Source organism: Taklimakanibacter deserti (assembly GCA_003574785.1).
Map to the genome: position 1 here is coordinate 383,771 of QORU01000005.1, position 24,122 is coordinate 407,892.

Below are 24,122 nucleotides of genomic sequence, written 5' to 3' on the forward strand. Positions count from 1 at the left end.
GTGACAGAAATCCTCAAATCGCTCTTTACACCGAAGAAATAGCGCACGACGTATCCTGTCGGGCGATCTCCCATAGCATGTATTGCCCTGGCCTTTATGCGCCTAGGCGATCTTCTTGTGGCGCTCGCCGAAGATCGCGGAGCCGACGCGCACATGGGTGGCGCCGAAGCGGATGGCGGTCTCGAAATCGGCGCTCATCCCCATGCTCAGGCCCTTGAGGCCGTTGCGCTTGGCGATGGTCTCGAGCAGCGCGAAATGCAGCGCCGGCTCGTCATCGGCGGGCGGGATGCACATCAGCCCGGCAATGCTGAGCCCATAGGTCGAACGGCAGGAGGCGATGAAACGATCGGCCTCGCGCGGCGCGATCCCGGCCTTCTGCTCCTCTCCGCCGGTGTTGATCTCGACGAAGAGCTCCGGGTGCCGGCCCTGGCGCTGGATTTCGTCCGCCAGCACGCGCGCCAGCTTCTCGCGGTCGAGCGACTGGATGCAGTCGAACAGCGCCACCGCCTCCTGGGCCTTGTTGGACTGCAAGGGACCGATCAGATGCAGCTTGATGCCGGAATGACGGGCTCGGAGCTCCGGCCATTTGGCCTTGCTCTCCTGGACACGGTTCTCGCCGAAAACGCGCTGGCCGGCGTCGATGACGGGCTCGATGGCCGCAGCGTCAAAGGTCTTGCTGACGGCGACGAGAGTGATGTCCTGGGCCATCCGGCCGGCTTCGATGGCGGCCTCGGCGATGCGCTGGCGCACCTGGGTGAGGCCGGCATGGGCGGTTTCGACGTCGAGATGGGCGGGATGGCGGCTCATGGGCCTCGCCTATACGCGGCTTGCGGGGCTTTGCAAGTGCGTCTAAACGCATCGTGGCCGGGCCTCAGGCCCGTTAACCGAATGGACCCGACGTGACGACCGATCGCTACAATCCGCGCGAAACCGAGCCGCGCTGGCAAAAAGTCTGGACTGACAGGCGCAGCTTCGAAGCGCGCCACGATCCGTCGCGGCCCAAATATTACGTGCTCGAAATGTTTCCCTACCCCTCGGGCCGCATCCATATGGGCCATGTGCGGAACTACACGATGGGCGATGTCATCGCCCGGTTCCGCAAGGCGCGGGGCTACAACGTCCTCCATCCGATGGGCTGGGACGCCTTCGGCATGCCGGCCGAGAATGCCGCCATCGAGCGCGGCGTCCATCCCAAGGCCTGGACCTACGACAATATCGCCGCCATGCGCGGCCAGCTCAAATCCTTAGGGTTGGCCTTCGACTGGAGCCGCGAATTCGCGACCTGCGATCCAGCCTACTACCGGCACGAGCAGGAGATGTTCGTCGATTTTCTGAAGGCCGGACTCGTCGAGCGCAAGGTCTCCATGGTCAATTGGGATCCGGTCGACCAGACGGTGCTCGCCAATGAGCAGGTGATCGACGGCCGCGGCTGGCGCTCGGGCGCCGTCGTCGAGAAACGCGAGCTCGCCCAGTGGTTCCTGAAGATCTCGGATTTCTCCGAAGAGCTGCTGACCGCGCTCGACGGCCTCGAAAGCTGGCCCGAGAAGGTCCGGCTGATGCAGGCCAACTGGATCGGCCGGTCGGAGGGCATGCGCTTCTCCTTCACCCTCGAAGACGAGAACGGCAAGGCTCTGCCCGACAAGCTCGCCGTCTATACGACACGCCATGACACGATCTTCGGCGCGAGCTTCTGCGCGCTCTCGGCCGATCACTCGCTCGTCCGCACGCTCGAGCCCGAAATTCCGGGACTCGCCGAATTCCGCCGCGAGGTGGCGGCGCTGGGCACCAGCGAGGAATCGATCGAACGTGCCGAGAAGAAGGGTTTCCCGCTCAAGCTCTATGCCCGCCATCCCTTCCGCAAGGACGTCAGGCTGCCGGTCTATGCCGCCAATTTCGTGCTGATGGGCTATGGCGAAGGGGCCATTTTCGGCTGCCCCGCGCATGACCAGCGCGACCTCGACTTCGCGCGCAAGTATGGCTTGCCCGTCATACCGGTGGTAGCGCCGAACGGAACGGACCCGTCACAATTCGTCGTCGGCAATGAAGCCTTCCTCGAGAAGGAAGGCGACCAGACGGTCATGATCAATTCCGACTTCCTCGACGGGATGACCGTGCCGGAGGCCAAGGAGGCCATTGCCCGGCGCATGGAGGCCCTGGGCATCGGCGAGCGTAAGGTGAATTACCGCCTGCGCGACTGGGGCGTCTCGCGCCAGCGCTATTGGGGCTGCCCGATCCCGGTCATCCATTGCGCCAAATGCGGCGTCGTGCCGGTGCCGAAGCAGGACCTGCCGGTGACGCTGCCCGAGGACGTTACCTTCGACAGGCCGGGCAATCCGCTGATCCATCATCCGACCTGGAAGTCGACGACCTGTCCGACCTGCGGTGGTGCCGCCCAGCGCGAGACCGACACTTTCGACACCTTCATCGATTCCTCCTGGTACTTCGCCCGTTTCTGCTCGCCCGATGCCAAAGTGCCGGTCGATCGCGCGGAAGCGAAATACTGGATGCCGGTCGATCAATATATCGGCGGGGTCGAGCATGCCATACTGCATCTGCTCTATTCGCGCTTCTATGCCCGCGCCATGACGCTGACGGGCCACCTCGATCTCAAGGAGCCTTTCGCCAGCCTGTTCACGCAGGGCATGGTGGTGCACGAGACCTACCACACCGAGGGCGGCGAGTGGGTCCTGCCCGCCGAGGTTGCGCGCTTGGGTGAGGGCTATGTGCGTATCGCGACCGGCGAAACGATCCTGACCGGCGGCATCGAGAAGATGTCCAAGTCGAAGAAGAACGTCGTCGATCCCGAGACCATCATCGAGCGCTACGGCGCCGATACGGCGCGCTGGTTCGTGCTCTCCGACACGCCGCCCGAGCGCGACATCGAGTGGACCGAGAACGGCGTCGAAGGCGCCTGGCGCTTCACCCAGCGCATCTGGCGCCTTGTTGCGGATGTGCAACAAAAGGGCGCGGAGAAGGATTTCCCTTCCGCCATCTCCGCCGATGCGCTGGACTTGCGCCGCGCCACCCACCGCACGATCGCGGCGGTGAGCGAGGATCTGGGAGCCTTGCGCTTCAACCGCGGCATCGCGCGCATCTACGAGCTCGCCAATGCGCTGGCCGCGGCGTTGCAGAAGAATGACCGCTCGGACGGGATGGCCGCGGCGATCCGGGAAGCGGGCGAGACCTTCGTCATCCTGATCGCGCCGATGATGCCGCATCTGGCCGAGGAATGCTGGCGGGTGCTGGGCCATTCGAGCCTGGTGGTCGACCAGTCCTGGCCCAAGGCCGAGCCGGCGCTGGTGACCTCGGATGAGGTGACCATTGCCGTCCAGGTCAACGGCAAGCGGCGCGACGAAATTCGCTTGCCGAAAGGCCTGAGCCAAGCGAAAGTGGAGACGGCCGTCCTGGCGCTGGAGAATGTCAAGCGCGCCCTCGACGGCAAGCCGGTAAGGAAGGTTATCGTGGTGACGGATCGTATAGCCAATGTGGTGAGCGGCTGAGCCATGCGAAACTGGCGCTTTCTCGCTGTCGTTCCTCTGCTGCTCCTGCTCGCGGCCTGCGGCTTCCGTCCGCTCTATGGCACAGGCGACGCCACTACGCCTGGCGTCGCCCAGGATCTGGCCTCGGTCGCCATTGCCGAGCCGCAGAACCGCTTGCTCCAGCTCATCCGCAACGATCTCCTCTCCACCATGCGGCCGGCCGGCACCGCCGAGCCTGACCGCTACCGGCTCGATATCGAGGCGACCGCCTCGGATGAAAAGTCGATCGAGGATTCGTCCAATTCGCGCCGGGCGCGCCGGTCGACCCTGCGCGTCAACGCGAGCTTCGCGCTGAAGGAGCTGTCCGGCGGCGGCAAGACCATCTATCAGGGCCGCACTTTCTCCTTTGTCTCTTATGACGAAGTCAACCAGTCCTTCGCCGACATGCAGGCGCGCACCACGGCCGTGGAGCGCGGCGCCCGCGAGGTCGCCATCGACATCCGCACCCGGCTCGCGGCGCATTTCGCCACCGCCCGTAACTAGCATCGGCCAGAAAGGCTGATTGATGGCTATCCTGAAGTGGACCGGCATTGACGCTTTCCTGCGCCGCGACGCCGAGAAGACCATCGCCGTCCTGATCTATGGCCCCGACGGCGGCACGGTGCGCGAGCGCGCCCGCCAGCTCGTCATCTCGGTTGCCGGGAGCCTCGATGATCCCTTTGCCGTCATGCGTCTGGACGATGCCACCCTCGCCGCCGATGCGGCCCGGCTGGTCGACGAGGCGCAAGCCTTGTCCTTCGGCGGCGGCCGCCGGGTCGTCTGGGTCGAGAACGCCGCCTCGGGTTTCCTCAAGGCGATTCCGCTCGTGGCGCAAGGCCGGCCCGGCAATCTCATCGTCGCCGAGGCCGGCGCGCTCGCCAAATCGGCGGGCCTGCGCAGCCTGTTCGAGCCCGCCGCGAATTTGTGGATTGTGCCTTGCTATGAGGATTCGGCCATCGATCTCGAGCGCCTCATTGCCGAGGAGCTCGACGCCAAGGGCCTCGCCACCGACATGGAAGTGCGCCAGGCGCTGGTCGACCTCCTGGGCGCCGACCGGCGCATGTCGCGCCAGGAGCTCGCCAAGCTCGCCCTCTATTGCCATGGCAAGACGCATGTGACGCTCGCCGATGTCGAGGCGGTCTGCGGCGATGTGGCTGAATTGTCCGCCGACGATCTTCTCAACGCGGTGTTCGACGGCGCCATTGCCGATGCCGACGACGCCTTCACCCGCCTGCGCGATTCGGGGCTTTCGGGCTCGGGCCTCCTCGCCATGGCGGCGAGCCATGCCGCCCGCCTCACCCGCTTGCGCGTCGATGTCGAGCGCAATGGCCGCACGCCTGAAATGGCGGTGCGCCAAGCGCGTCCGCCGGTGTTCTTCAAGCAGCAGCCAGCGGTGCAGCGGCAAGTGGCGCTGTGGGACGGGGAAACGCTGCTTCAGGCATCGGAGCTCCTGGGCCGCGCCACCCGCGACACCCGCACCACGACGCTTTCGCCGCTCAACGATCAGATCACCCACCGCGCCTTCCTGTCGCTGGCGCGCCTCGCGCTGCAGCGGCGGCACAGCGCCCGGGATTAGTCAGTAGGCTGATCGAGATAATCTGTGTGCAGACGATGCGCTGGATGGTCGGGTCAAGCCCGGCCACAAGTTACGGCGACTTGACCAGCCGGTTGCACACATCGTCGAGCTGCTCGAGCGTCGTGTAGCGCACCGTGAGCGTGCCGCCATTGCGGCCCTTATTGGCGATCTCGACCTTGAGGCCCAAAACCTCGCTCAGCTGGCGCTCGAGCGCCAGCGTATCGGCGTCCTTCTGCGCCCTGACGGCGACCGGACGTCCCTTCGCTTCCGCCTCGCTGCGCGACAGGCCTTCGGCCTCGCGCACCGTCATGCCGAGCTGGATGATCTTCTCGGCGAGCTCATGCGGCGAATCGGTCGCGACCAAGGCACGCGCATGGCCGGCGGTAAGCGCCCCGTCCTCGATATGGCGACGTACACTTTCCGGCAAGGTGAGGAGCCGGATCGTATTGGCGATATGGCTTCGGCTCTTGCCGACCGAATCGGCGAGCTGCTGCTGGGTGTAGTCGAACTGATCCATGAGCTGCTGATAGGCGCGCGCTTCCTCGAGCGCGTTGAGATCGGCGCGCTGGATGTTCTCGATGAGCGCGATCTCCAGCGCCTCGCCATCCGAGAGCTCGCGGATGAGCACCGGCACCTCGTGGATGCCGGCACGCTGCGCCGCCCGCCAGCGCCGCTCGCCGGCGACGATCTCATATTCGCCAGTGCCGCCGCGCTGGCGCACCACCAGGGGCTGCAGCAGGCCCTTGTCGCGGATGGACTTGGTCAGGTCCTCGAGATCGCCGTCGGCGAAATGCTTGCGCGGATTGTTGGGATTGGCGTGCAGGAACTCGATCGGCACATGGCGCAGCGACCTGACGTCCTGGACCACGGCCTCCTCTGTCGTGTCGTCGCCGATCAAGGCTGCAAGACCGCGGCCGAGCCGGCGCTTTTGGGGTTGTGTCGTCATCATTTCCGCCGCCTCACGAAGCCCTTCCTGCCCGACGTTCCGGCCGGGATAGCGCGAATCAAAATGTTAACAAGACCTTAACAGAATTCGTTGCGGTAGCGAATCAGTTACGCCGCCCTGAGATCCCGCTCCCGCCGGATGATTTCCGAAGCGAGCCGGATATAGGCCTGGGAGCCGGCGCATTCATGGTCATACAGCAATACCGGCTTGCCATGCGAGGGCGCTTCCGACACGCGGACATTGCGCGGTATGACCGTCTGGTAGACCTTGTCGCCGAGCACGCTGCGCACATCCTGCGCCACCTGCTCGGAAAGCGAATTACGCCGGTCGAACATGGTGAGCACGACGCCCTGCACCGAGAGCTTGGGGTTGAGGCTCCCCTTCACCCGCTCGACCGTCTTGAGCAGCTGGCTCAGGCCCTCCAGCGCGAAGAACTCGCATTGCAGCGGCACCAGCACGGCATCCGCCGCCGAGAGCGCGTTGATGGTGAGAAGATTGAGCGAGGGCGGGCAGTCCGCCAGGACGTAGCTGTAGCGCTTGCCATGGCGGGGGTCGGCCTCCAGGCGCTGGATGGCGTCGGCGAGGCGGTAGGTCTTGCGGCTGATCTCGGAGAGTTCGAGCTCGGCGCCGAGCAGGTCCATGGTCGAGGGCGCGCAATCGAGGCGCGGGATCCCCGAGCTCACGATGACGGAGGAAAGCTCGGCCTCGCCCATCAGCACGTGATAGGTCGAGCGCTGCTGCGGGCGGCGCTGGATGCCGAGCCCGGTCGAGGCATTGCCCTGGGGGTCGAGATCGACGATCAGCACCGTTTCGCCGACCGCGGCAAGCGCGGTGCCCAGATTGATGGCCGTCGTGGTCTTGCCCACGCCGCCCTTCTGATTGGCGAGCGCCAGGATGCGGGCGGCCTGGGTCTGCGGCAGCAGCTTTTCAGCAAAGGACACGATGGGCCTCCTTCACCACGAGGATCACGCCATGGGAATCGGTCATGCTCGGGTGGCTTTCAACCTGCATTTTCCAAGATTTGGTGGCATCGGTCAATTCCGCATCCACATCTTGTCCCTTGTGAAAATAGCCTATGGCGCCATTTTCCAGGAAAGGTGCGGCATAATCGAGGAGCTTGGGCAAGGGCGCAAGGGCCCTTGCGGTCACCGCCTCGGCCTTGATGGTTCGGGCGAGCGCCTGAGCCTCTTCGATCCGGATAGTGTGGATATGGGCCTTTGCCCCGGTCTGGCGAGCTGCCTCGCGCAGGAAGGCGCCCTTCTTGAGATTGCTCTCGAAGAGGTGGGCTTCGAGCGGCCGCGCGATGGCGAGGATGAGGCCCGGTATGCCGGCCCCACTGCCGAGATCGGCGAGCTTCCGGAGATCTGGCGGCAGGAGCGACAGAAGCTGCAGCGCATCGGCGATATGGCGGGTCCAGACGGCCTCGCGCGTCGCCGGGCCGATGAGATTGATGCGCGCCTGCCATTGCAGGAGCAGGCTCACATAGGTCTCGAGCCGCTCGCGTGATTCACGTGAAACATGAAGTCGCTCGAGAACGTCAGTACTGACGTCCCGGCTCACGCGCTGGCTCGGATCTGGCCCTTGCGCACATGGCCCAGTATGGCGGTGAGCGCTGCCGGAGTCATGCCGTCGATACGCGCGGCCTGACCGAGTGATGCGGGCTTGATGCGCTGCAGCTTCTGGCGCAGTTCCGCCGAGAGCGACGGGATGGCCGCGTAGTCCACCGTCGCGGGCAGGCTCAGACTCTCGTCCCGGCGGAGCGCGATGATGTCGGCCTCCTGGCGCGCGAGATAGCCCGAATAGAGCGCGTCGGCTTCCAGCGCCTCGCGCGCATAGCCGGGGAGCTTCGCGAATTCCGGCCACAGGCGGGCGACGCGATCATAGCCCACATCGGGCGCCGCAATGAGATCGAGGGCCGAGCGGCGCTTACCGTCCTGATTGACCTTGAGACCGGCCTTCTGGGCCTCGGTCGAAGTGAGCGCCAGCGTCCGCGCCCGCTCGCGCGCATGAGCAAGCAGGGTCTGGCGCGCCGCGAAGACCTCGGCGCGCTCACGGCCGACGAGACCGAGTGCCAGGCCCTTGGGGGTCAAGCGCTCATCGGCATTGTCGGCCCGCAGACTCAAGCGATACTCGGCGCGCGAGGTGAACATGCGGTAGGGCTCGGAGACGCCCTTGGTGACGAGATCGTCGATCATCACGCCCAGATAGGCTTCGGCGCGGTCGAAGACGACCGGCGCCTGGCCAGCGACGGAGCGCGCCGCATTGAGACCGGCGACGAGGCCTTGGGCGGCCGCTTCCTCATAGCCGGTCGTGCCGTTGATCTGGCCGGCGAGGAAGAGACCCGGCAGGGCCTTCACCTCCAGCGAGCTTGAGAGCTCGCGCGGATCGACATGGTCATATTCGATGGCATAGCCGGGGCGCAGCACCTTGACCTGCTCGAGGCCCGGAATGGTCTTGAGGAATGCGTGCTGGACCTCTTCCGGCAGCGAGGTCGAGATCCCGTTCGGATAGACCGTGTCGTCGTCGAGGCCTTCCGGCTCGAGGAAGATCTGATGCGAGGCGCGGTCCTTGAAGCGGTTGATCTTGTCCTCGATCGAGGGACAGTAGCGGGGGCCCACGCTTTCGATCTGGCCCGAATACATCGGGCTCAGATGGATGTTATCGGCGATGATGCGATGCGTGGCTTGGGTCGTCTCGGTGATGTGGCAGGAGACCTGCGGCGTCGTGATGGCGCGCGTCATGATCGAGAAGGCGGCTGGATCCTCATCGCCCTTTTGCTCCTCGAGTCCCGACCAGTCGATGCTACGGCCATCGAGGCGGGCCGGTGTCCCGGTCTTGAGCCGGGCGAGCTTCAATCCGGCCGCGCGCATCTGCTGCGACAGGCCGAGCGCCGGCGGCTCGCCGACGCGGCCCGCCGGGATCTTCTTAGGCCCAAGATGGATAAGGCCGTTGAGGAAGGTGCCGGTGGTGAGCACCACCGCTTGCGCTCTGAGGCGGCGGCCGTCCTCGCTGACGATGCCCTGCACCTTGCCCGCTTCGATGATGAGCGACGCCACGCCCGCCTCAATCACTGCAAGGTTTGTCTGTACACGGATCGTTTCCTGCATCGCGCGGCGATAGAGCTTGCGGTCGGCCTGGGCGCGGGGACCGCGCACCGCCGGGCCCTTGGAGCGGTTGAGTAGGCGGAACTGGATGCCGGCCTGATCGGCGATCCGGCCCATCAGGCCGTCGAGCGCATCGATCTCGCGCACCAGATGGCCCTTGCCGAGGCCGCCAATGGCGGGGTTGCACGACATTTCGCCGACCGTCGCGAAGCGATGCGTCACCAGCGCGGTCGAAGCGCCGAGCCGCGCCGCGGCGGCTGCCGCTTCGCAGCCGGCATGGCCGCCGCCAACAACGATGACATCGAAATGCGTGTTCATGCGCCGCTCCATACTTAATCCGCGCACGGACGTCAAAGTTTCTGGGCTTTGTAACGCCCACGACCGGTTTCACGTGAAACAGGTAAAAATCTATTTACCGATGCAGAACTCGCGGAAGATCGCATCGAGAATCTCCTCGACATCGATACGTCCGGTGAGCCGCCCCATATCATAGGCCGCGGCGCGCAGAGCCTCCGCCATGAGTTCCAGATGATCGGGCGAAATCGCCGAGGCGCGCAGCAGATTCTCCACGCAAGAGGCCGTGACCTGCTTGTGACGGCTCCGAATCAAAGTCGCGGAGTCGCCATTCGCCGCCATCTCCAGCACGCGCTGCTCCAGCTTCGCGAAGAATTCGGCCATACCCTCGCCGGTCTTCGCCGAAAGCCGATGAGCCGCTCCACTGACGGGAACCGCCGACGCCAGATCGCTCTTGTTCTCGATCCATAACGTTACCGAATCGAGATCGTCCGGGGGGTCGGCAGCCGCATCGGAAGCCGTCACCCAGACCACGATATCGGCGCCACGCAATTCATTGGCGGTGCGGTCCATGCCGATGCGCTCGATTTCATCCGTGCTGTGGGCCCTGAGGCCCGCCGTATCGGTCAGGATCACCGGCACGCCGGAGAACTCCATCGCCACCTCGATCACATCACGGGTCGTACCCGGTATGGCCGAGACGATGGCGGCCTCCCGCCTGGCCAGCACATTGAGAAGACTCGATTTGCCGGCATTGGGGGGCCCCGCCAGCACGACCTTGACGCCCTCCCGGATCGACGCCGCGCGCTGCGCTTCCGCCAGGGCGCCGCGCATGCGGCGGATCAGGTCCTCGAGCCTGGGCTGGATCTCGTCCATGGTCTGGCGCGCCACATCCGCCTCATCGGCGAAATCGACGGCGGCCTCGACCCTGCCCAATATGGCGATGACATCGCGCCGCCACGCCTCGATCGTCCCCGAGGCATGGCCCAGCGCGTGATGCAAGGCGAGCTTGCGCTGGCGCTCGGTCTTCGCCTGGACGAGGTCGCCAATGCCTTCGGCGGCCACCAGATCGATGCGGCCGTTGCGGAAGGCGCGCTTCGTGAATTCGCCCCGCTCGGCAGGCCGGAGACCCGTCATACCGCCCAGCACGTCGAGGATGGTGCGGATGACCGCCAGGCTGCCGTGGAGATGGAACTCGGCAACGTCCTCGCCCGTGAAACTGTGGGGGCCCGGGAAGGTTAGCAAGAGGCCGTCATCCAGGACATCCTTCGTCTTAGGGTTACGGAAAACCCGCCGCGCCGCCTGGCGCGGTCTGGGCAGTCGGCCGGTCAGGGTGCGGGCAGCCGCGAAGGCCTCAGGCCCGCTCACACGTATGACCGCGATACCGGCCATTCCGGCTCCGGAAGAGAGGGCAAATATGGTACTACTGGCGTTCATTACGGATTCGAATCGATACTTATCATTTCCTGCCGGGTTGCCCCTTTGCCGGGAGACGGTAGCATGGCCTCCATGACCCCAGCATCCGCCAATCTCCTCGGGCTCGAAACCAGCCCCTATCTGCTCCAGCACAAGGACAATCCCGTCCACTGGATGCCTTGGGGCGATGCCGCTTTCGCCAGGGCCAAGGCCGAGAACAAGCCCATCATCCTCTCGGTGGGCTATGCCGCCTGCCATTGGTGCCATGTGATGGCGCATGAAAGCTTCGAGGACGACGAGACCGCGCGACTCATGAACGAGCATTTCGTGGCGATCAAGGTCGATCGCGAGGAGCGTCCGGATGTCGACCGCCTCTATATGCAGGCGCTGCATTCGCTGGGCGAGCAGGGCGGCTGGCCGCTCACCATGTTCCTGACCCCCGACGGCCATCCCTTCTGGGGCGGCACCTACTTCCCAAAGGAGCAGCTCTATGGCCGGCCGAGCTTCCGCTATGTGCTGAAGGAGCTGACCCGCATCTGGCGCGACGAGCATGCCAAGGTCACGACCAATGCCACGGCCATCCTCTCCGCCCTCAAGCGCGAGCCCGCGAGGCCCGATCAGGACGTGGCCCTGACACTCGATCTCGCCGCCGACGCCGCGCGGGTCTTCCTTTCCGCCATCGACCTCGACCATGGCGGTCTCAAGGGCGCGCCCAAATTCCCGCAAGTGCCGATCTTCGCCTTTCTGTGGTCCATGGCGGAGCGCAGCGGCGACCAGCGTCTCTTCGACGCCGTCACCCTCACCCTCACCCATGTTTCACAAGGCGGCATCTACGATCACCTGGGCGGCGGCTTCGCGCGCTATTCGGTCGATCATCTCTGGCTCGTCCCGCATTTCGAGAAGATGCTCTATGACAATGCCCAGCTCGTGAGCCTTCTCGCCCGTGTCGCCCGGCGCACCGGCAATGCTCTGTTCCGGCTCCGAATCGAGGAGACGATCGGCTTCGTCCTGCGCGAGATGACGGCGCCGATCGGCGCCTATGCCGCAAGCTACGATGCCGACTCGGAAGGCGAGGAGGGCAAGTTCTACGTGTGGACGGCACAGGAGATCACCGATCTTCTCGGGCCCGAGAAAGCAAAAGCCTTTGCCCAGACCTACGATGTCTCGCTCGCCGGCAATTGGGAAGGCCATAACATCCTCAATCGTCTCAAGTCGCTCGAGCTTCGCGACGATCGGACGGAAAGCCAGCTCGCCGCGTCACGCGAGATTCTTTTCGACGCGCGCAAGAAACGCATCCCGCCCGGCTATGACGACAAGGTGCTGGCCGACTGGAACGGCCTCATGATCTCCGGTCTCGCCGAAGCCGCGCTCTTGCTCAACCGTCCGGACTGGGCCGAGTCCGCGCGAAGCGCCTTCGCCGCCATCATGAGCCATCATTGGCAGGAAGGCCGGCTGCATCATTCATGGCGCGACGGTCGCTTACGCTATGACGCCACCGCTGAAGGCTATGCCCATCTGATCACCGCAGCACTCGCCCTCGCCGCCATCACGCCCGGTGGCGATCATCTGGCGCAGGCGGTGACACTCGCCGACACGATGATCGCCAAACTGTGGGACGAGCGTCGCCAAGCCTTCGCTTTCGCGACCGAGGAAGCGGGCCTCATCATCCGCAATGTCCAGGCGCATGACGATGCGACGCCCAACGCCAATGCGGTGATGGTCCGCAATCTGGCAGCACTTTACCATCTCACCGGCAAGGCCGATTATCTCGCCAAGGCCGATGCCATCCACAAGAGCTTCGCCGCCGAGGCCGCCAACAATCCTTTCGGCTATGCCACATTGCTGCTGAGCTTCACGATGCTCGCCGATCCCGTCCAGATCGTCATGAGTGGCAAGGCCGGCAATGCTTTCGCCGACGAGCGCTTCCGCCGGCTGATCGATGCCGTGGGATCGAACGCCGTCATCCAATGGATCGACGATCCTTCACGCCTGCCCGAGGATCATCCCGCCCGCCACAAATCGGCAGGTGCCGCTTCGCGCGCCTATCTCTGCCGCGGCCAAGTCTGCGCCGCGCCGGCACAGACCGTTGCCGACGTCGACGACGCGCTGCAGCTTCTACAGCTTCAGCGCGCCTGACAAAGTCAATATCTCTTACGCGTTCATCGAGTCGAAGAAGTCGCCATTGGTCTTGGTCTGGCGCAACTTGTCGAGCAGGAACTCGATCGCATCGACGGTGCCCATCGGGTTGAGGATACGCCTGAGCACATAGGTCTTCTTGAGCAGGTCCGGCTTGACCAGGAGCTCTTCCTTGCGGGTGCCCGAGCGCAAGATGTCGATCGACGGGAAGACGCGCTTGTCGGCGACCTTGCGGTCGAGGATGATTTCCGAATTGCCGGTGCCCTTGAACTCTTCGAAGATGACTTCGTCCATGCGGCTGCCGGTATCGATGAGCGCGGTGGCGATAATGGTGAGCGATCCGCCTTCCTCGATGTTGCGCGCCGCGCCGAAGAAGCGCTTCGGCCGCTGCAGCGCATTGGCATCGACGCCGCCGGTCAGCACCTTGCCGGAAGACGGCACCACAGTGTTGTAGGCGCGGCCGAGGCGGGTGATCGAATCGAGCAGGATCACGACATCGCGGCCGTGCTCCACGAGGCGCTTGGCTTTCTCGATCACCATCTCGGCGACCTGGACATGCCGCGACGCCGGCTCATCGAAGGTGGACGAGATCACCTCGCCTTTCACCGAGCGCTGCATGTCGGTCACTTCTTCCGGCCGCTCGTCGATGAGCAGCACGATCAGATAGCATTCGGGATGATTGGAAGTGATCGACTGGGCGATGTTCTGCAGGAGCACCGTCTTGCCGGTACGCGGCGGCGCCACGATGAGGCCGCGCTGGCCTTTGCCGATCGGCGTCACGATATCGATGACGCGGGCCGAGTAATCCTTCTTGGTCGGGTCCTGGATCTCCATCTCCAGCCGCTCATCGGGATAGAGCGGCGTCAAATTGTCGAAATGGACCTTGTGGCGGGTCTTGTCCGGATCCTCGAAATTGATCGTGTTGACCTTGAGCAGGGCGAAGTAGCGCTCGCCGTCCTTGGGGCTGCGGATCTGGCCTTCGACCGTATCGCCGGTGCGCAAGGTGAAGCGGCGGATCTGGCTTGGGCTGACATAGATGTCGTCGGGCCCGGCGAGGTAATTCGCGTCGGGCGAGCGCAGGAAGCCGAAGCCGTCCTGCAGCACCTCGACGACGCCTTCGCCGATGATCTCGACCTCGCGCGCCGCGAGGCTCTTGAGGATGGCGAACATCAGCTCCTGCTTGCGCAGCGCGCTGGCATTCTCGACCTGCAGCTCTTCGGCGATCACCAGCAATTCGGCCGGGCTCTTTTCCTTGAGCGAGTGGAGTTTGATTTCCTTGAGTTCTGAAATACTTGTCATGTGAGTTTTCGGTGACGCCACTTTTAGCGGCGTTAGTCTTTGAGGGAGTTGAGTACCAGGTCACTAAAACAACGGCCTGGCGGGTGAGGGAGGGAGCCGATTCTAGAGAAGAATCCTGCCGGCCCTTTGAGGTGGGAACCTTGAACCGGTCACTGCTTCAGCAGAGCCTTAACAAAATACATCGGCCTTGGAAACTGTTTATTTCATTAGCGCGTGATCAGGAAAAGTGGCCCCCGGTTTTCCGTCCGATCACGCGCCAAATTTAAGATTACGATCACGTTAATCACTTCAGGTCGTACCGACCTGAAGTGATCGTGATCTAGGGCTTAACCACGGCCATGATGACGATCACGATCAGGAGCACGGTCGGGATCTCATTGATGATCCGGAAGAACCTTTCGTCCCTGGGTCGCTCGTCCTCTGCGAAGGCTCCGACGAACTGGGCCAGCCAGAAATGGAAGGCCGTCATCGCCACCACCGCAACGAGCTTGACCACAAGCCATAGGCTGAGACTGGCAAAAGCATCGGTCACCCAGATGAGCGACAGACCCAGTATCCAGGACAGGATCATGGCCGGCAGCATGATCGCCTTGAGCAGCCGCCTTTCCATTACCTTGAAGATCTCAGAGCTCTCTCCGCCGACGGCGGTGCGCCGGTGATAGACCATGAGCCGGGGAAGGTAGAAAAGGCCGGCCATCCAGGCTGTGACGGCGATGATGTGAAAGGCCTTGAGCCAGAGATAGCCCATAGATAGTCACCCGTCGAGTTTTCGCAAGTGCCGCACGACTTGCTCCACATGCTCGGGCGGCGTCCCCGGTCGCATGCCATGGCCCAGATTGAAGATATGGCGGTCTTTCGGCAAGGCCCCGATAATCAGCTCCACGGCTTTCTCGAGCGCCGCTCCGCCTTTTTCGACGAGCAGGGGATCAAGGTTCCCTTGCACGGCATGTGATCCCGCCAGCTGGTCGCGGGCCCAAGTAAGCGGCAGCGACGTCTCCACGCTCAAGGCCTCCGCCCTGGTGATCTGGCCGATCCGCTTGTGGCCGGCCCCGGCGCCGCGGGCAAAGACGATGACCGGCACATTGGGCCGCGCCGCCCGCACTTTGGTGATGATCGCCGCAATCGGCCGCCCTACCAGGTCTTCCTGGAGATAGCCCGGCAGATCCCCCGCCCAGGAATCGAAGATCTGCACAACATCCACCCCGGCATCGATCTGGCGGATGAGATAGGACACCGAGGCCTCGATCAAACGGTCGATCAAGAGACCGAACCATTCAATCCCGCTTGCCGCGACAGCACGCGCGATCTCGCGTCCGCCTTCACCGCCCCCGCCGACCATGTAGCTCGCCACCGTCCAGGGCGCGCCGCAGAAACCGATCAGCGCGATGCCGGCCGGAAGCTTCGACTTTACCGCTTCCGCGGTCTCGCAGACGAGCCGCACTTCCTCGGCCTCATCGAGCCGCCACAAGGCCTGCACCCTCGCAAGACCTGAAATCTTCTCGACCACCGGCCCTTCGCCTTCCGCGAAAGTCAGACCCAGGCCCATGGCCTGCGGCACGACCAATATGTCGGCGAACAGGATCGCCGCATCGAGATCGAAGCGCCGCAAAGGCTGCAGCGTCACCTCGGCGGCGAGCTCCGGCGAATAGCACAGATTGAGGAAGGATCCGGCCTTCGCCCTGAGCTCGAGATATTCCGGAAGGTACCGCCCGGCTTGGCGCATGAACCATACTGGACGTCGCGAGGCTTTCTTGGCCTTTAGAACGTCCAGTAGTGCCGAACTATCCATGAGCGCATACCAAATAAAGAGAGAAAGATAGATATTGGTTTAGATGATGGGGCGTGAGAGTCATGAATAGCGAGCTTGCCCGCATCTTGCCAACCGGCCCTCGTTGTCACAGCTCCGAGTCACCTCGCGGCATATTGAGTTGAGGATAAATAAATCTTCTATTTCAATAGGATAATAGAGAGGTGGCAGAGCTGTCCACAAATGGTTTAAGCATTGTTAACAGCGCGTCCTTGTCCACAGAATACCGTCACCACGTTCCCCGACGGCGAAATTGTGGATTACCCGATGAACAAAATGATAGAAGCTTTCCAAAAGCTTAACCGGCGTCATCTTATCCACAACTGAGCAACTGGCTGTACCCGTGTCCGCTCCGCGATTTTTCCACATGCATCTGATCTCGGATGCGACCGGCGAGACCTTGAACACGGTCGCCCGTGCCGCGATGGCCTATTATGCCGATTACCAGCCGGTCGAGCATATCTATGCTCTGGTCCGCACGTCGAAGCAGCTGGCACGCGCTCTGACCGAGATCGAAAGCGAGCCCGGCGTCGTCCTCTTCACCTTGATCGATGCCGATCTGAGATCCCAGCTCGAGAAGAGATGCGCCGAGCTCAGCATCCCTTGCATCTCCATCCTCGATCCGGTCATTGCCAGCCTCGCGCAATATCTCAATGCTCAATCGCGGCCGCAGCTTGCCGGCCAGCATGCGCTCAATGCCGAATATTTCCGCCGCATCGATGCGCTCAACTTCACCATGATCCATGACGATGGTCAGCACACGAACGATCTCGACCAGGCGGATGTGATCCTGACCGGCATCAGCCGCTCGTCCAAGACGCCGACCAGCATCTATCTCGCCAATCGCGGTATCAAGACCGCCAATGTCCCGATCGTGCCGAACATTCCCCCGCCCAAGGAGCTCGAGACGGTAACCAGGCCCCTGATCGTCGGCCTGATCGCCAGCGCCGAGCGTATCGCCCAGATCCGCCGGCATCGCCTTCTCGCCATCAATGAGCAGGGCGAGACGGACTATGTAGACCAGGACGCCATCGCCGCCGAGCTCGCCCATATGCGCAAGCTGTGCTCCCGCCATAATTGGCCGATCATCGACGTCACCCGCCGTTCGATCGAGGAGACGGCCGCGGCCGTCATCAATTTGTTGCGCGACCGTGACGAAGCCAAGGATGCCGAGGCATGAGGCTCGTGCTCGCATCGACGAGCCGGATCCGAGGCGAGCTCTTGACCAAAGCCGGTCTTGACTTCGAAGCTTTACGGCCGGAAGTCGATGAAAATGCGCTGAAAAGATCAGCCAAGGACTTGGCACCCGGCGATTTGGCGCAATCCCTGGCCGCCGCCAAAGCCGTTTCGGTAGCGAATCGACTGCCGGGTGCTCTGGTGATCGGCGCCGATCAGATCCTCAATCTCGGGGGCAGGGCCTTCGACAAGCCGGGATCCCGGGACGAGGCCCGCCAGCATCTCCTCGAGTTGGGGGGGCGGTCCCATGTCCTCGAGACCGCGATCTGCTGCGCTGAAGGCGACGCTGTCGTCTGGCGGCATCTGGGCCGGGCCACGCTGCGCATGCGGAACTTCTCGGAAGCTTTCCTTGAGGACTATCTCGACCGGATGGGCCCGGAGGTCACGACATCGGTCGGCGCCTATAAGCTCGAAGGCCTTGGCGCCCAGCTCTTCGACACTATCGATGGCGATTATTTCACCATTCTCGGCCTGCCGCTGTTGCCGCTCCTCGATTTCCTGAGAAAAAAGGAGGTCTTGGCCCAATGACGCGCAAAGCCTGTGTCATTGGCTGGCCGATCAGCCATTCGCGCTCGCCTATCATCCATGGCTACTGGCTCGAGCGCTATGGCATCGACGGCGCCTATGAGCGCATTGCTGTGCCCCCGGACGACCTGCCAAGCTTCTTCAAGTCGCTCGGCGAGAAGGGCTATGTCGGCTGCAATGTCACGCTGCCGCACAAGGAGGGCGCGTTTCGCGCCGTGCGCGTCGCCGATGCGGCGACCACGCGTCTCGGCGTGGTCAACACGGTATTCCATCGCGATGGCGAATTGTGGGGCACCAGCACCGACGGCGAAGGCTTCCTCGCCAATCTGTCAGACCATGTGCCGGACTGGCAGGCAAAGGATCGCAGCGTCGTCATTCTGGGCGCCGGCGGCGCCGCGCGGGCCATTGTCGGTGCGCTTCTCGATGCCGGTTGCCGAAGGCTCCTGGTCGTCAACCGCACCTTGGCGCGCGCCGAGGAGTTGCGGCGCGATTTTGGGCCACGCGTCGAGCCGCGCCAATGGATGGACGTCGAAAAGCTTCTCGAAGATGCCGATCTCCTGGTCAATACGACATCGCTCGGCATGAGCGGACAGCCGCGGCTGGCGCTCGATCTCGATCACCTGCCGCGGTCGGCGGTCGTCACTGATATCGTCTATACGCCGCTCGAGACCGATCTCCTGATCCGCGCCCGCGCCCGCGGCAATGTCGTAGTGCCGGGCCTCGGCATGCTGCTGCACCAGGCGGTGCGCGGCTTCGAATTGTGGTTCGGCCATAGGCCGGAAGTGACGGTTGAGCTTCACGACCTCGTCGCCCGCGATATCGATCCCGGATTCAAGCGATGATCGTGATCGGCCTCACCGGATCGATCGGCATGGGCAAGACCGAGACGGCGCGCATGTTCGCCAAGGAAGGCATCCCCGTCTCGGAATCGGATGCGATCGTACACCGGCTCTATGATCAGGATGGCGCTGCGGTGAAGCCCGTCGCCGCCGCCTTTCCCGGCGCCGTCGTCCATGGCCGCATCGACCGGGAGAAGCTTACAAAGCATCTCGGTGCCCATCCGCAGGATTTCGCCCGGCTCGAGGCGATCGTCCATCCGCTGGTGCGCGCCGAGCAGGAGAAATTCCTCAAAGACGCGCGCCGGCGGAAGGCGCCTCTCGCGGTGCTCGACATTCCCTTGCTGTTCGAGACCGGGCGCGACCGCGACGTCGACAAGATCGTCGTCGTCTCGGCGCCGGCCGATATCCAGCGCCGCCGGGTACTTGCGCGGCCCGGGATGACAGAGGAAAAATTCGCGGCCATCCTGGCCCGCCAGGTACCCGATGCGGATAAGCGGGCGCGCGCCGATTTCATTGTGGATAGCGATCGGGGGCTGGACTACGCGCACGCGCAAGTGCGGCATATAATCGACGTGCTGTCACAAAGTGATTCGACATAATGCGCGAGATCGTCCTCGATACCGAGACCACCGGCATAGATCATGCGAAAGGCCACCGCGTCGTCGAGCTCGGCGCGGTCGAGCTCATCAACCACATTCCGAGCGGCAAGACCTTCCACGCTTACATTGATCCCGAGCGCGACATGCCGTCCGATGCCGAGGCCATCCATGGTCTGACGACGCAGTTCCTGAAAGGCAAGCCGCTGTTTGCGGCGATCGCCGCGGAGTTCCTCGCCTTCATCGGCGAGGCGAGCCTCGTCATCCACAATGCCTCATTCGACGTCGGCTTCCTCAATGCCGAATTCGCCCGCCTGAACATACCGGCGCTGCTGCCGGAACGCGTCGTCGACACGCTGATGCTCGCCCGCCAGAAGCATCCGATGGGTCCGAACAGCCTCGATGCCCTGTGCAAGCGCTATGGCATCGACAATTCGAAGCGCGACAAGCATGGCGCTCTGCTCGATTCGGAATTGTTGGCCGATGTCTATCTCGAGCTCATCGGCGGACGCCAGGCGGCGCTGTCGCTCTCGGCCATCACGGTCGGAAGCCGCGCCGTGATCACGCCTTCCGGCATCGTACGGCCGCGTCCGGTGCCGCTTACGAGCCGGCTCACCGAGATGGAGATCCTCGCGCACAAGGCCCTGATCGCCGAGCTTGGCGAGAAGGCTTTGTGGAACGAGCTTCTGAATTAAACGGAAATTACGCCGTGGCTTGCGCCTGCGCCGCCATGCGCTTCTGATACATGCCGGCGAAATCGATCGGATCGAGCATCAAAGGCGGGAAGCCGCCATTGCGGGTCGCTTCGCCGAGGATCTGGCGGGCGAAAGGAAAGAGCATGCGCGGGCATTCGATGAGCACCGCCGGATGCAGCATGTTCTGTGGGAAATTCTCCAGCCGGAAGACGCCGGCATAGAGGATCTCGGCGGCGAAGATGACCTTGTTCTCGGACGTCGCCTTGGCGTCGATATGGAGCTCGACCTCGAAATCCGACGGCGCCAGGTTGCGCGCATTCACATTGATCGAGATGTTGATCTCGGGCTGGGCCTTTTGCGGCGCCAGCGACTGCGGCGCATGCGGGTTTTCGAAGCTCAGATCCTTGAGATACTGGCCGAGGATGCGCATCGACGGCTGGGCGCCCGGCTGCGGCGGCGGCGCGTTGAGCTCGGACCCTACGGACTCTGCCGGAGCGGCGGTAGCCTCGGGGCCGGGGCCGGGGCCGGGGCCGTTGCTGTCGCTGCCGTCGCCATTCGTTGATTTGGCGGCCTGCTTCTTCGGCGCCGGCTTGCTCGTCTTGGCCATGGAATCTTCTGCCTTTCATCAAAACGGGGGTGTCCGTTCCGGACGCCAGCTATCATGAATGGCTGATGGGCCGCAAGCATTCCGGCTCGCGCCTGAAGGGCGCTAGCGGTTCCAGGGCGAGCCGTCGTTCTTTTCCTGCTCTCGCTGCGGCGGCAGCCTGTCATCGTGGATTTCAACGGCTTCGCCGTCGATCACGACGCCGCCCTTGCGCGCCATTGGCCGGCTCATGCGCCGCTCGACGATCTTCCGCATGAACGGCAGGAGCAACAGGATGGCGGCGACATCGGACAGGAGACCGGGCAGGATAAAAAGGATGCCGGCCAGGATGCCGAGCATGCCGGCAATGGCGGCGTTGGGGCCGATATAGCCTTTCTGGCTCGCTTCCCGGACCTCGTTGAGGGATCTGATGCCGGTATGGCGGATGGTCAGGCCGCCCAGGACGAAGCCCAGAATGACGGCGAGGACCGGAAACCAGGCACCAAACCATTGCCCGGTCTTAACCAGCAGGAAGAGCTCCAGCAGGCCGAGCGCAAAAAGGACAAAAATAATGGTTCTGATCACCTTAAACCTGTAGGACAGTGAAGCAGCAGCGGCGGCCTTTGGACCGCGCCCCGGCCCTCCTATATAAGGAGGTTGAGACCCCGACTTCAATTTGGCCCAGACGGAAAGACCCGCGGAATGATGAATCAGGCTTTTGACCCACTGAATCTGCTGATCCTTGCGATTGCAGTGGTGGTCATCTTGCGCCTGCGGTCGGTCCTGGGCAAACGCACCGGCAATGAGCGTCCGCCGGTCGATCCCTATGCCACTCAACGCCGCGCTGAAAAGCCGCAAGCGCCGGGCAATGTCATCAACCTGCCACAGCGTGAAAACGCGACCGAAAATTCGGCGTCGCAGCCGCCGGCGGAACCGGTCTGGACAGGCTATGCCGAGGCCGGCACCAGCGTCGCCAAGGGCCTTGAGAAGATCGCCGCCGCCGACGGCCAGTTCTCGACGAAAACCTTCGTCGAGGGCGCCAAGCTCGCTTACGAGATGGTGGTGACGGCCTTCGCCCAAGGCGACCGCCAGTCGCTCAAGAACCTCCTGTCGCGCGAAGTCTATGAAGGCTTCGCCAGGGCGATCGACGAGCGCGAGAAGGCCGGCCAGATCCTCGAATCGCGGTTTGTCGGCATCGACAAGGCCGATGTGACGGCCGCCGATCTCAAGGGCAAGCGCGCCAGCATCACCTTGCGCTTCATTGCCGAATTCATCTCGGCGACCCTCAACAAGGCGGGCGAGGTCATCGACGGCGATCCCAAACAGGTGCGCCAGATCACCGATGTATGGACCTTCGAGCGCGACACCGCCTCGCGCGATCCCAATTGGAAGCTGGCAGCGACGGACGAGCCGGGCTGAGCCCCTCACATGCGGGATGGCATCAGGATGCGCCGGCTCTTGAGTTTGGCCCTGCTTCTGGTCATGTGCGGGGGCATGAGCGCCGCAGCGAAACCCCCCTTCGAGGAAACGGATTTCCGCGCGATCGCCGGCTGGGCCGACGTCGACCACGAGGCTGCGCTCGCGACCTTCAAGCGCTCATGCGCCGAGATCGAAGCGACCGGCCATGCTTTCCAGCGCAAGGTGGCCTATGGCGGGACCAGGCGCGACTGGCTGGCGGTCTGCCAGGGGCTCAAGACCGTCGCCGATGCGCGCCGCTTTTTCGAACAGGCCTTCACGCCGCTCATCGTGCGCGACGCCGAGCGTCCGCAAGGGCTGTTTACCGGCTATTACGAGCCTGAAGCCGAAGGCAGCCTGAAGCCCGGCGGCGCCTACAAGGTGCCGATCTATGCCAGGCCCGCCGATTTTGTCGGCTTCGATGCCAAGACCGCGAAGCGCCTGGGCCTTGCCTATGGCCGCACCGTCGATGGCAAGCCTCAGGCCTATTACACAAGGCGCGAGATCGAGAACGGCGCACTCGAGGGCCGGGGCCTCGAGCTCGTCTGGCTCAAGGACTGGGCCGATGCGTTCTTCATCCAGGTCCAGGGCTCGGGCCGCGTGCGCCTGCCCGATGGCCAGGTGATACGGCTCGGCTTCGCGGCAAAGACCGGCCTTCCCTATACCGCCATTGGCGGGCTCCTGCTCCAGCGCGGCATCCTCACCCGCGAGGACGTGTCGATGCAGGCGATCAGGGCGTGGATGCGCCAGAACCCCAAGGATGCGCGCGAGCTGATGTGGGAGAACAAGTCCTTCGTATTCTTCCGCGAGATCCGGGGCGGGGATTCCGACCTCGGTCCGCCCGGCGCCCAGAAGGTCCCGTTGACACCGTTTCATTCGCTCGCCGTCGACCGCTCTCTATGGATGTTCGGCACGCCGGTCTGGCTCGATACGCAGGCGCCCAAGGGCGAACGCGGAACGCTCGTGCCGTTCCGCAATCTCCTGGTGGCGCAGGACACCGGCACCGCGATCAAGGGCCATGCGCGGGGCGACGTTTTCTGGGGTGCGGGCGAGGAAGCGGCACTGACCGCGGGCCACATGAAAAGCCCGGGCCTGATGATCGTGCTTTTGCCCAAGGCGCTGGCCCAGCGGCTGCTCAGCCGGCAATGACCCGCAAGCTCCCACCCGATTATGCTTTGTGGGAAGACGTCGCGCGGACCGTGAAGCCGCTTCACAGGTCCAAAGCGAAGAAGAAATCCGAGACCAAGGCAAAGGCCGAAGCCCCTCAAGCGGCGAGGGCTGAAAAGCCGGCCAAGCCCATCCTGCGGGCACCGCCGGCACGCCACGATCCGCCGGCATTGACCGGCCTCGACCGCAGAAGCGAGCGCCGCATGACCCGCGGCCAGGTCGAGATCGAAGGCCGCATCGATCTGCATGGCACCGGCATCGAGCGCTCGCGCGAGCGTCTCCTGAATTTCCTGGTGACGTCCAGGGCGCAGGGCCTGCGCCTGGTCTTGGTGATCACCGGCAAGGGTGCCTCGCCCTTCACCCGCCACACGCTGCACGGCTCGGATCACTATCATGCGCCGGAACGCCAGGGCCGCTTGCGCCGCCTGGTGCCGGACTGGTTCCATGAAGGCCAATTCCGCGAGCATGTCGCGGGCTTCCAGCCGGCGCATCCGCGCCATGGCGGGGGCGGCGCCTTTTATGTGAAGCTCAGGAAGAAAGAGCGGAGGGCAGGATGACGCCCTTTGGCGAGCGCATGCGCAAGCTGCGCGCCGAGCGCAAGGTCACGCTGAAGGAGATGGCCGAGGAGATCGGGGTGTCGAGCGCTTATCTCTCGGCGCTGGAGCACGGCAAGCGCGGCCGGCCGGGCTGGCATCTGCTGCAGCGCATCATCAGCTATTTCAACATCATCTGGGACGAGGCCGAGGATGTCGTGCGCCTGGCGCGCATCTCGCATCCGCGCGTGGTCATCGACACGTCGGGTCTCGAGCCTTCCGCCACCGAGCTCGCCAATCGCCTGGCCGACGATATTTCGACCCTCGACCAGAAGGATCTCGCCGAGATGCTCGCCGTGCTCAACCGGCGCAAGCAGAAGAAGAAATAGGTCTGGAT

General features: G+C 63.8%; 24 protein-coding genes. 13 read left to right on the forward strand and 11 right to left on the reverse strand.

What is annotated here, in order from left to right; all coding sequences use genetic code 11:
* Positions 1 to 102: 102 nt before the first annotated feature.
* Positions 103 to 807 carry a YggS family pyridoxal phosphate-dependent enzyme gene (locus DS839_RS12860; RefSeq protein WP_119270726.1) on the reverse strand — a complete coding sequence of 235 codons (705 nt, stop codon included), beginning with the start codon at positions 805 to 807 and terminating at the stop codon, positions 103 to 105.
* A gap of 92 nt (positions 808 to 899) precedes the next feature.
* Between DS839_RS12860 and leuS the strand changes: the two genes are divergently transcribed.
* Genes leuS through holA form a run of 3 tightly spaced genes read left to right on the forward strand, consistent with a single transcriptional unit; the run spans position 900 to position 5,094 of the window.
* On the forward strand, positions 900 to 3,500 hold the full coding sequence (leuS, locus tag DS839_RS12865) for a leucine--tRNA ligase (protein ID WP_119270727.1): 2,601 nt from the start codon (positions 900 to 902) through the stop codon (positions 3,498 to 3,500).
* 3 nt (positions 3,501 to 3,503) lie between these two features.
* Positions 3,504 to 4,022, forward strand: coding sequence for a hypothetical protein (locus DS839_RS12870; RefSeq protein ID WP_119270728.1), 519 nt, complete (start codon positions 3,504 to 3,506; stop codon positions 4,020 to 4,022).
* Positions 4,023 to 4,044: 22 nt separating this feature from the next.
* Positions 4,045 to 5,094: a DNA polymerase III subunit delta gene (holA, locus tag DS839_RS12875; RefSeq protein WP_119270729.1), complete on the forward strand. Its 1,050-nt coding sequence runs from the start codon at positions 4,045 to 4,047 to the stop codon at positions 5,092 to 5,094.
* 70 nt (positions 5,095 to 5,164) lie between these two features.
* Here the strand turns inward: holA and DS839_RS12880 are convergent, their stop codons facing one another.
* The 5 genes from DS839_RS12880 to mnmE form a co-directional block, all read right to left on the reverse strand.
* On the reverse strand, positions 5,165 to 6,043 hold the full coding sequence (locus tag DS839_RS12880; protein ID WP_368911572.1) for a ParB/RepB/Spo0J family partition protein: 879 nt from the start codon (positions 6,041 to 6,043) through the stop codon (positions 5,165 to 5,167).
* 104 nt (positions 6,044 to 6,147) lie between these two features.
* On the reverse strand, positions 6,148 to 6,981 hold the full coding sequence (locus DS839_RS12885; RefSeq protein ID WP_368911573.1) for a ParA family protein: 834 nt from the start codon (positions 6,979 to 6,981) through the stop codon (positions 6,148 to 6,150).
* Complete coding sequence (rsmG, locus tag DS839_RS12890; RefSeq protein ID WP_119270731.1) at positions 6,968 to 7,600, reverse strand: 16S rRNA (guanine(527)-N(7))-methyltransferase RsmG; 633 nt, start codon at positions 7,598 to 7,600, stop codon at positions 6,968 to 6,970. The genes DS839_RS12885 and rsmG overlap by 14 nt, the downstream gene beginning before the upstream one ends.
* Positions 7,597 to 9,462, reverse strand: coding sequence for a tRNA uridine-5-carboxymethylaminomethyl(34) synthesis enzyme MnmG (mnmG, locus tag DS839_RS12895; RefSeq protein ID WP_119270815.1), 1,866 nt, complete (start codon positions 9,460 to 9,462; stop codon positions 7,597 to 7,599). Before mnmG ends, rsmG begins: the two co-directional genes overlap by 4 nt.
* 90 nt (positions 9,463 to 9,552) lie before the next feature.
* The gene (gene mnmE, locus DS839_RS12900) at positions 9,553 to 10,875 is read right to left on the reverse strand and encodes a tRNA uridine-5-carboxymethylaminomethyl(34) synthesis GTPase MnmE (protein WP_119270732.1); all 1,323 of its coding nucleotides are present in this window, start codon (positions 10,873 to 10,875) and stop codon (positions 9,553 to 9,555) included.
* 72 nt (positions 10,876 to 10,947) lie between these two features.
* Here mnmE and DS839_RS12905 point away from each other — a divergent pair, with 72 nt between their 5' ends.
* Positions 10,948 to 12,990 carry a thioredoxin domain-containing protein gene (locus DS839_RS12905; RefSeq protein WP_119270816.1) on the forward strand — a complete coding sequence of 681 codons (2,043 nt, stop codon included), beginning with the start codon at positions 10,948 to 10,950 and terminating at the stop codon, positions 12,988 to 12,990.
* Between the two features lie 15 nt (positions 12,991 to 13,005).
* Here the strand turns inward: DS839_RS12905 and rho are convergent, their stop codons facing one another.
* The 3 genes from rho to hemE form a co-directional block, all read right to left on the reverse strand.
* Positions 13,006 to 14,289, reverse strand: coding sequence for a transcription termination factor Rho (rho, locus tag DS839_RS12910; RefSeq protein ID WP_119270733.1), 1,284 nt, complete (start codon positions 14,287 to 14,289; stop codon positions 13,006 to 13,008).
* A 319-nt stretch (positions 14,290 to 14,608) separates the two neighbouring features.
* Entirely contained in the window at positions 14,609 to 15,037 is a 429-nt protein-coding gene (gene hemJ / locus DS839_RS12915; RefSeq protein WP_119270734.1) for a protoporphyrinogen oxidase HemJ, read from the reverse strand.
* A 6-nt stretch (positions 15,038 to 15,043) separates the two neighbouring features.
* Positions 15,044 to 16,078: a uroporphyrinogen decarboxylase gene (gene hemE, locus DS839_RS12920; RefSeq protein WP_119270735.1), complete on the reverse strand. Its 1,035-nt coding sequence runs from the start codon at positions 16,076 to 16,078 to the stop codon at positions 15,044 to 15,046.
* Between the two features lie 385 nt (positions 16,079 to 16,463).
* Between hemE and DS839_RS12925 the strand changes: the two genes are divergently transcribed.
* From DS839_RS12925 to dnaQ, 5 genes are read left to right on the forward strand one after another with little or no spacing between them, the layout of a single operon-like run.
* Positions 16,464 to 17,276 carry a pyruvate, water dikinase regulatory protein gene (locus tag DS839_RS12925; RefSeq protein ID WP_119270736.1) on the forward strand — a complete coding sequence of 271 codons (813 nt, stop codon included), beginning with the start codon at positions 16,464 to 16,466 and terminating at the stop codon, positions 17,274 to 17,276.
* On the forward strand, positions 17,273 to 17,860 hold the full coding sequence (locus DS839_RS12930) for a Maf family protein (protein WP_119270737.1): 588 nt from the start codon (positions 17,273 to 17,275) through the stop codon (positions 17,858 to 17,860). Before DS839_RS12925 ends, DS839_RS12930 begins: the two co-directional genes overlap by 4 nt.
* On the forward strand, positions 17,857 to 18,699 hold the full coding sequence (locus tag DS839_RS12935) for a shikimate dehydrogenase (RefSeq protein ID WP_119270738.1): 843 nt from the start codon (positions 17,857 to 17,859) through the stop codon (positions 18,697 to 18,699). The genes DS839_RS12930 and DS839_RS12935 overlap by 4 nt, the downstream gene beginning before the upstream one ends.
* Positions 18,696 to 19,295, forward strand: a complete 600-nt coding sequence (gene coaE, locus DS839_RS12940) for a dephospho-CoA kinase (protein WP_119270739.1) — start codon at positions 18,696 to 18,698, stop codon at positions 19,293 to 19,295. The genes DS839_RS12935 and coaE overlap by 4 nt, the downstream gene beginning before the upstream one ends.
* Positions 19,295 to 19,987: a DNA polymerase III subunit epsilon gene (gene dnaQ / locus DS839_RS12945; RefSeq protein WP_119270740.1), complete on the forward strand. Its 693-nt coding sequence runs from the start codon at positions 19,295 to 19,297 to the stop codon at positions 19,985 to 19,987. The genes coaE and dnaQ overlap by 1 nt, the downstream gene beginning before the upstream one ends.
* A 7-nt stretch (positions 19,988 to 19,994) precedes the next feature.
* Here dnaQ and secB read toward each other — a convergent pair whose 3' ends face one another.
* Positions 19,995 to 20,594, reverse strand: coding sequence for a protein-export chaperone SecB (gene secB / locus DS839_RS12950; RefSeq protein WP_119270741.1), 600 nt, complete (start codon positions 20,592 to 20,594; stop codon positions 19,995 to 19,997).
* 102 nt (positions 20,595 to 20,696) lie between these two features.
* A complete protein-coding gene (locus tag DS839_RS12955) occupies positions 20,697 to 21,155 on the reverse strand; it encodes an FxsA family protein (protein ID WP_162918487.1) in 459 nt (152 codons plus the stop codon).
* A gap of 117 nt (positions 21,156 to 21,272) precedes the next feature.
* Here DS839_RS12955 and DS839_RS12960 point away from each other — a divergent pair, with 117 nt between their 5' ends.
* From DS839_RS12960 to DS839_RS12975, 4 genes are all read left to right on the forward strand, one after another.
* Positions 21,273 to 21,989: a Tim44/TimA family putative adaptor protein gene (locus tag DS839_RS12960; RefSeq protein ID WP_368911575.1), complete on the forward strand. Its 717-nt coding sequence runs from the start codon at positions 21,273 to 21,275 to the stop codon at positions 21,987 to 21,989.
* Between the two features lie 75 nt (positions 21,990 to 22,064).
* A complete protein-coding gene (gene mltA, locus DS839_RS12965; RefSeq protein ID WP_162918488.1) occupies positions 22,065 to 23,174 on the forward strand; it encodes a murein transglycosylase A in 1,110 nt (369 codons plus the stop codon).
* Complete coding sequence (locus DS839_RS12970; protein ID WP_119270743.1) at positions 23,171 to 23,749, forward strand: Smr/MutS family protein; 579 nt, start codon at positions 23,171 to 23,173, stop codon at positions 23,747 to 23,749. Before mltA ends, DS839_RS12970 begins: the two co-directional genes overlap by 4 nt.
* Positions 23,746 to 24,114 (forward strand): helix-turn-helix domain-containing protein, encoded by a 369-nt coding sequence (locus DS839_RS12975; protein WP_119270744.1) that lies wholly within the window; start codon positions 23,746 to 23,748, stop codon positions 24,112 to 24,114. The genes DS839_RS12970 and DS839_RS12975 overlap by 4 nt, the downstream gene beginning before the upstream one ends.
* Positions 24,115 to 24,122: the final 8 nt, after the last annotated feature.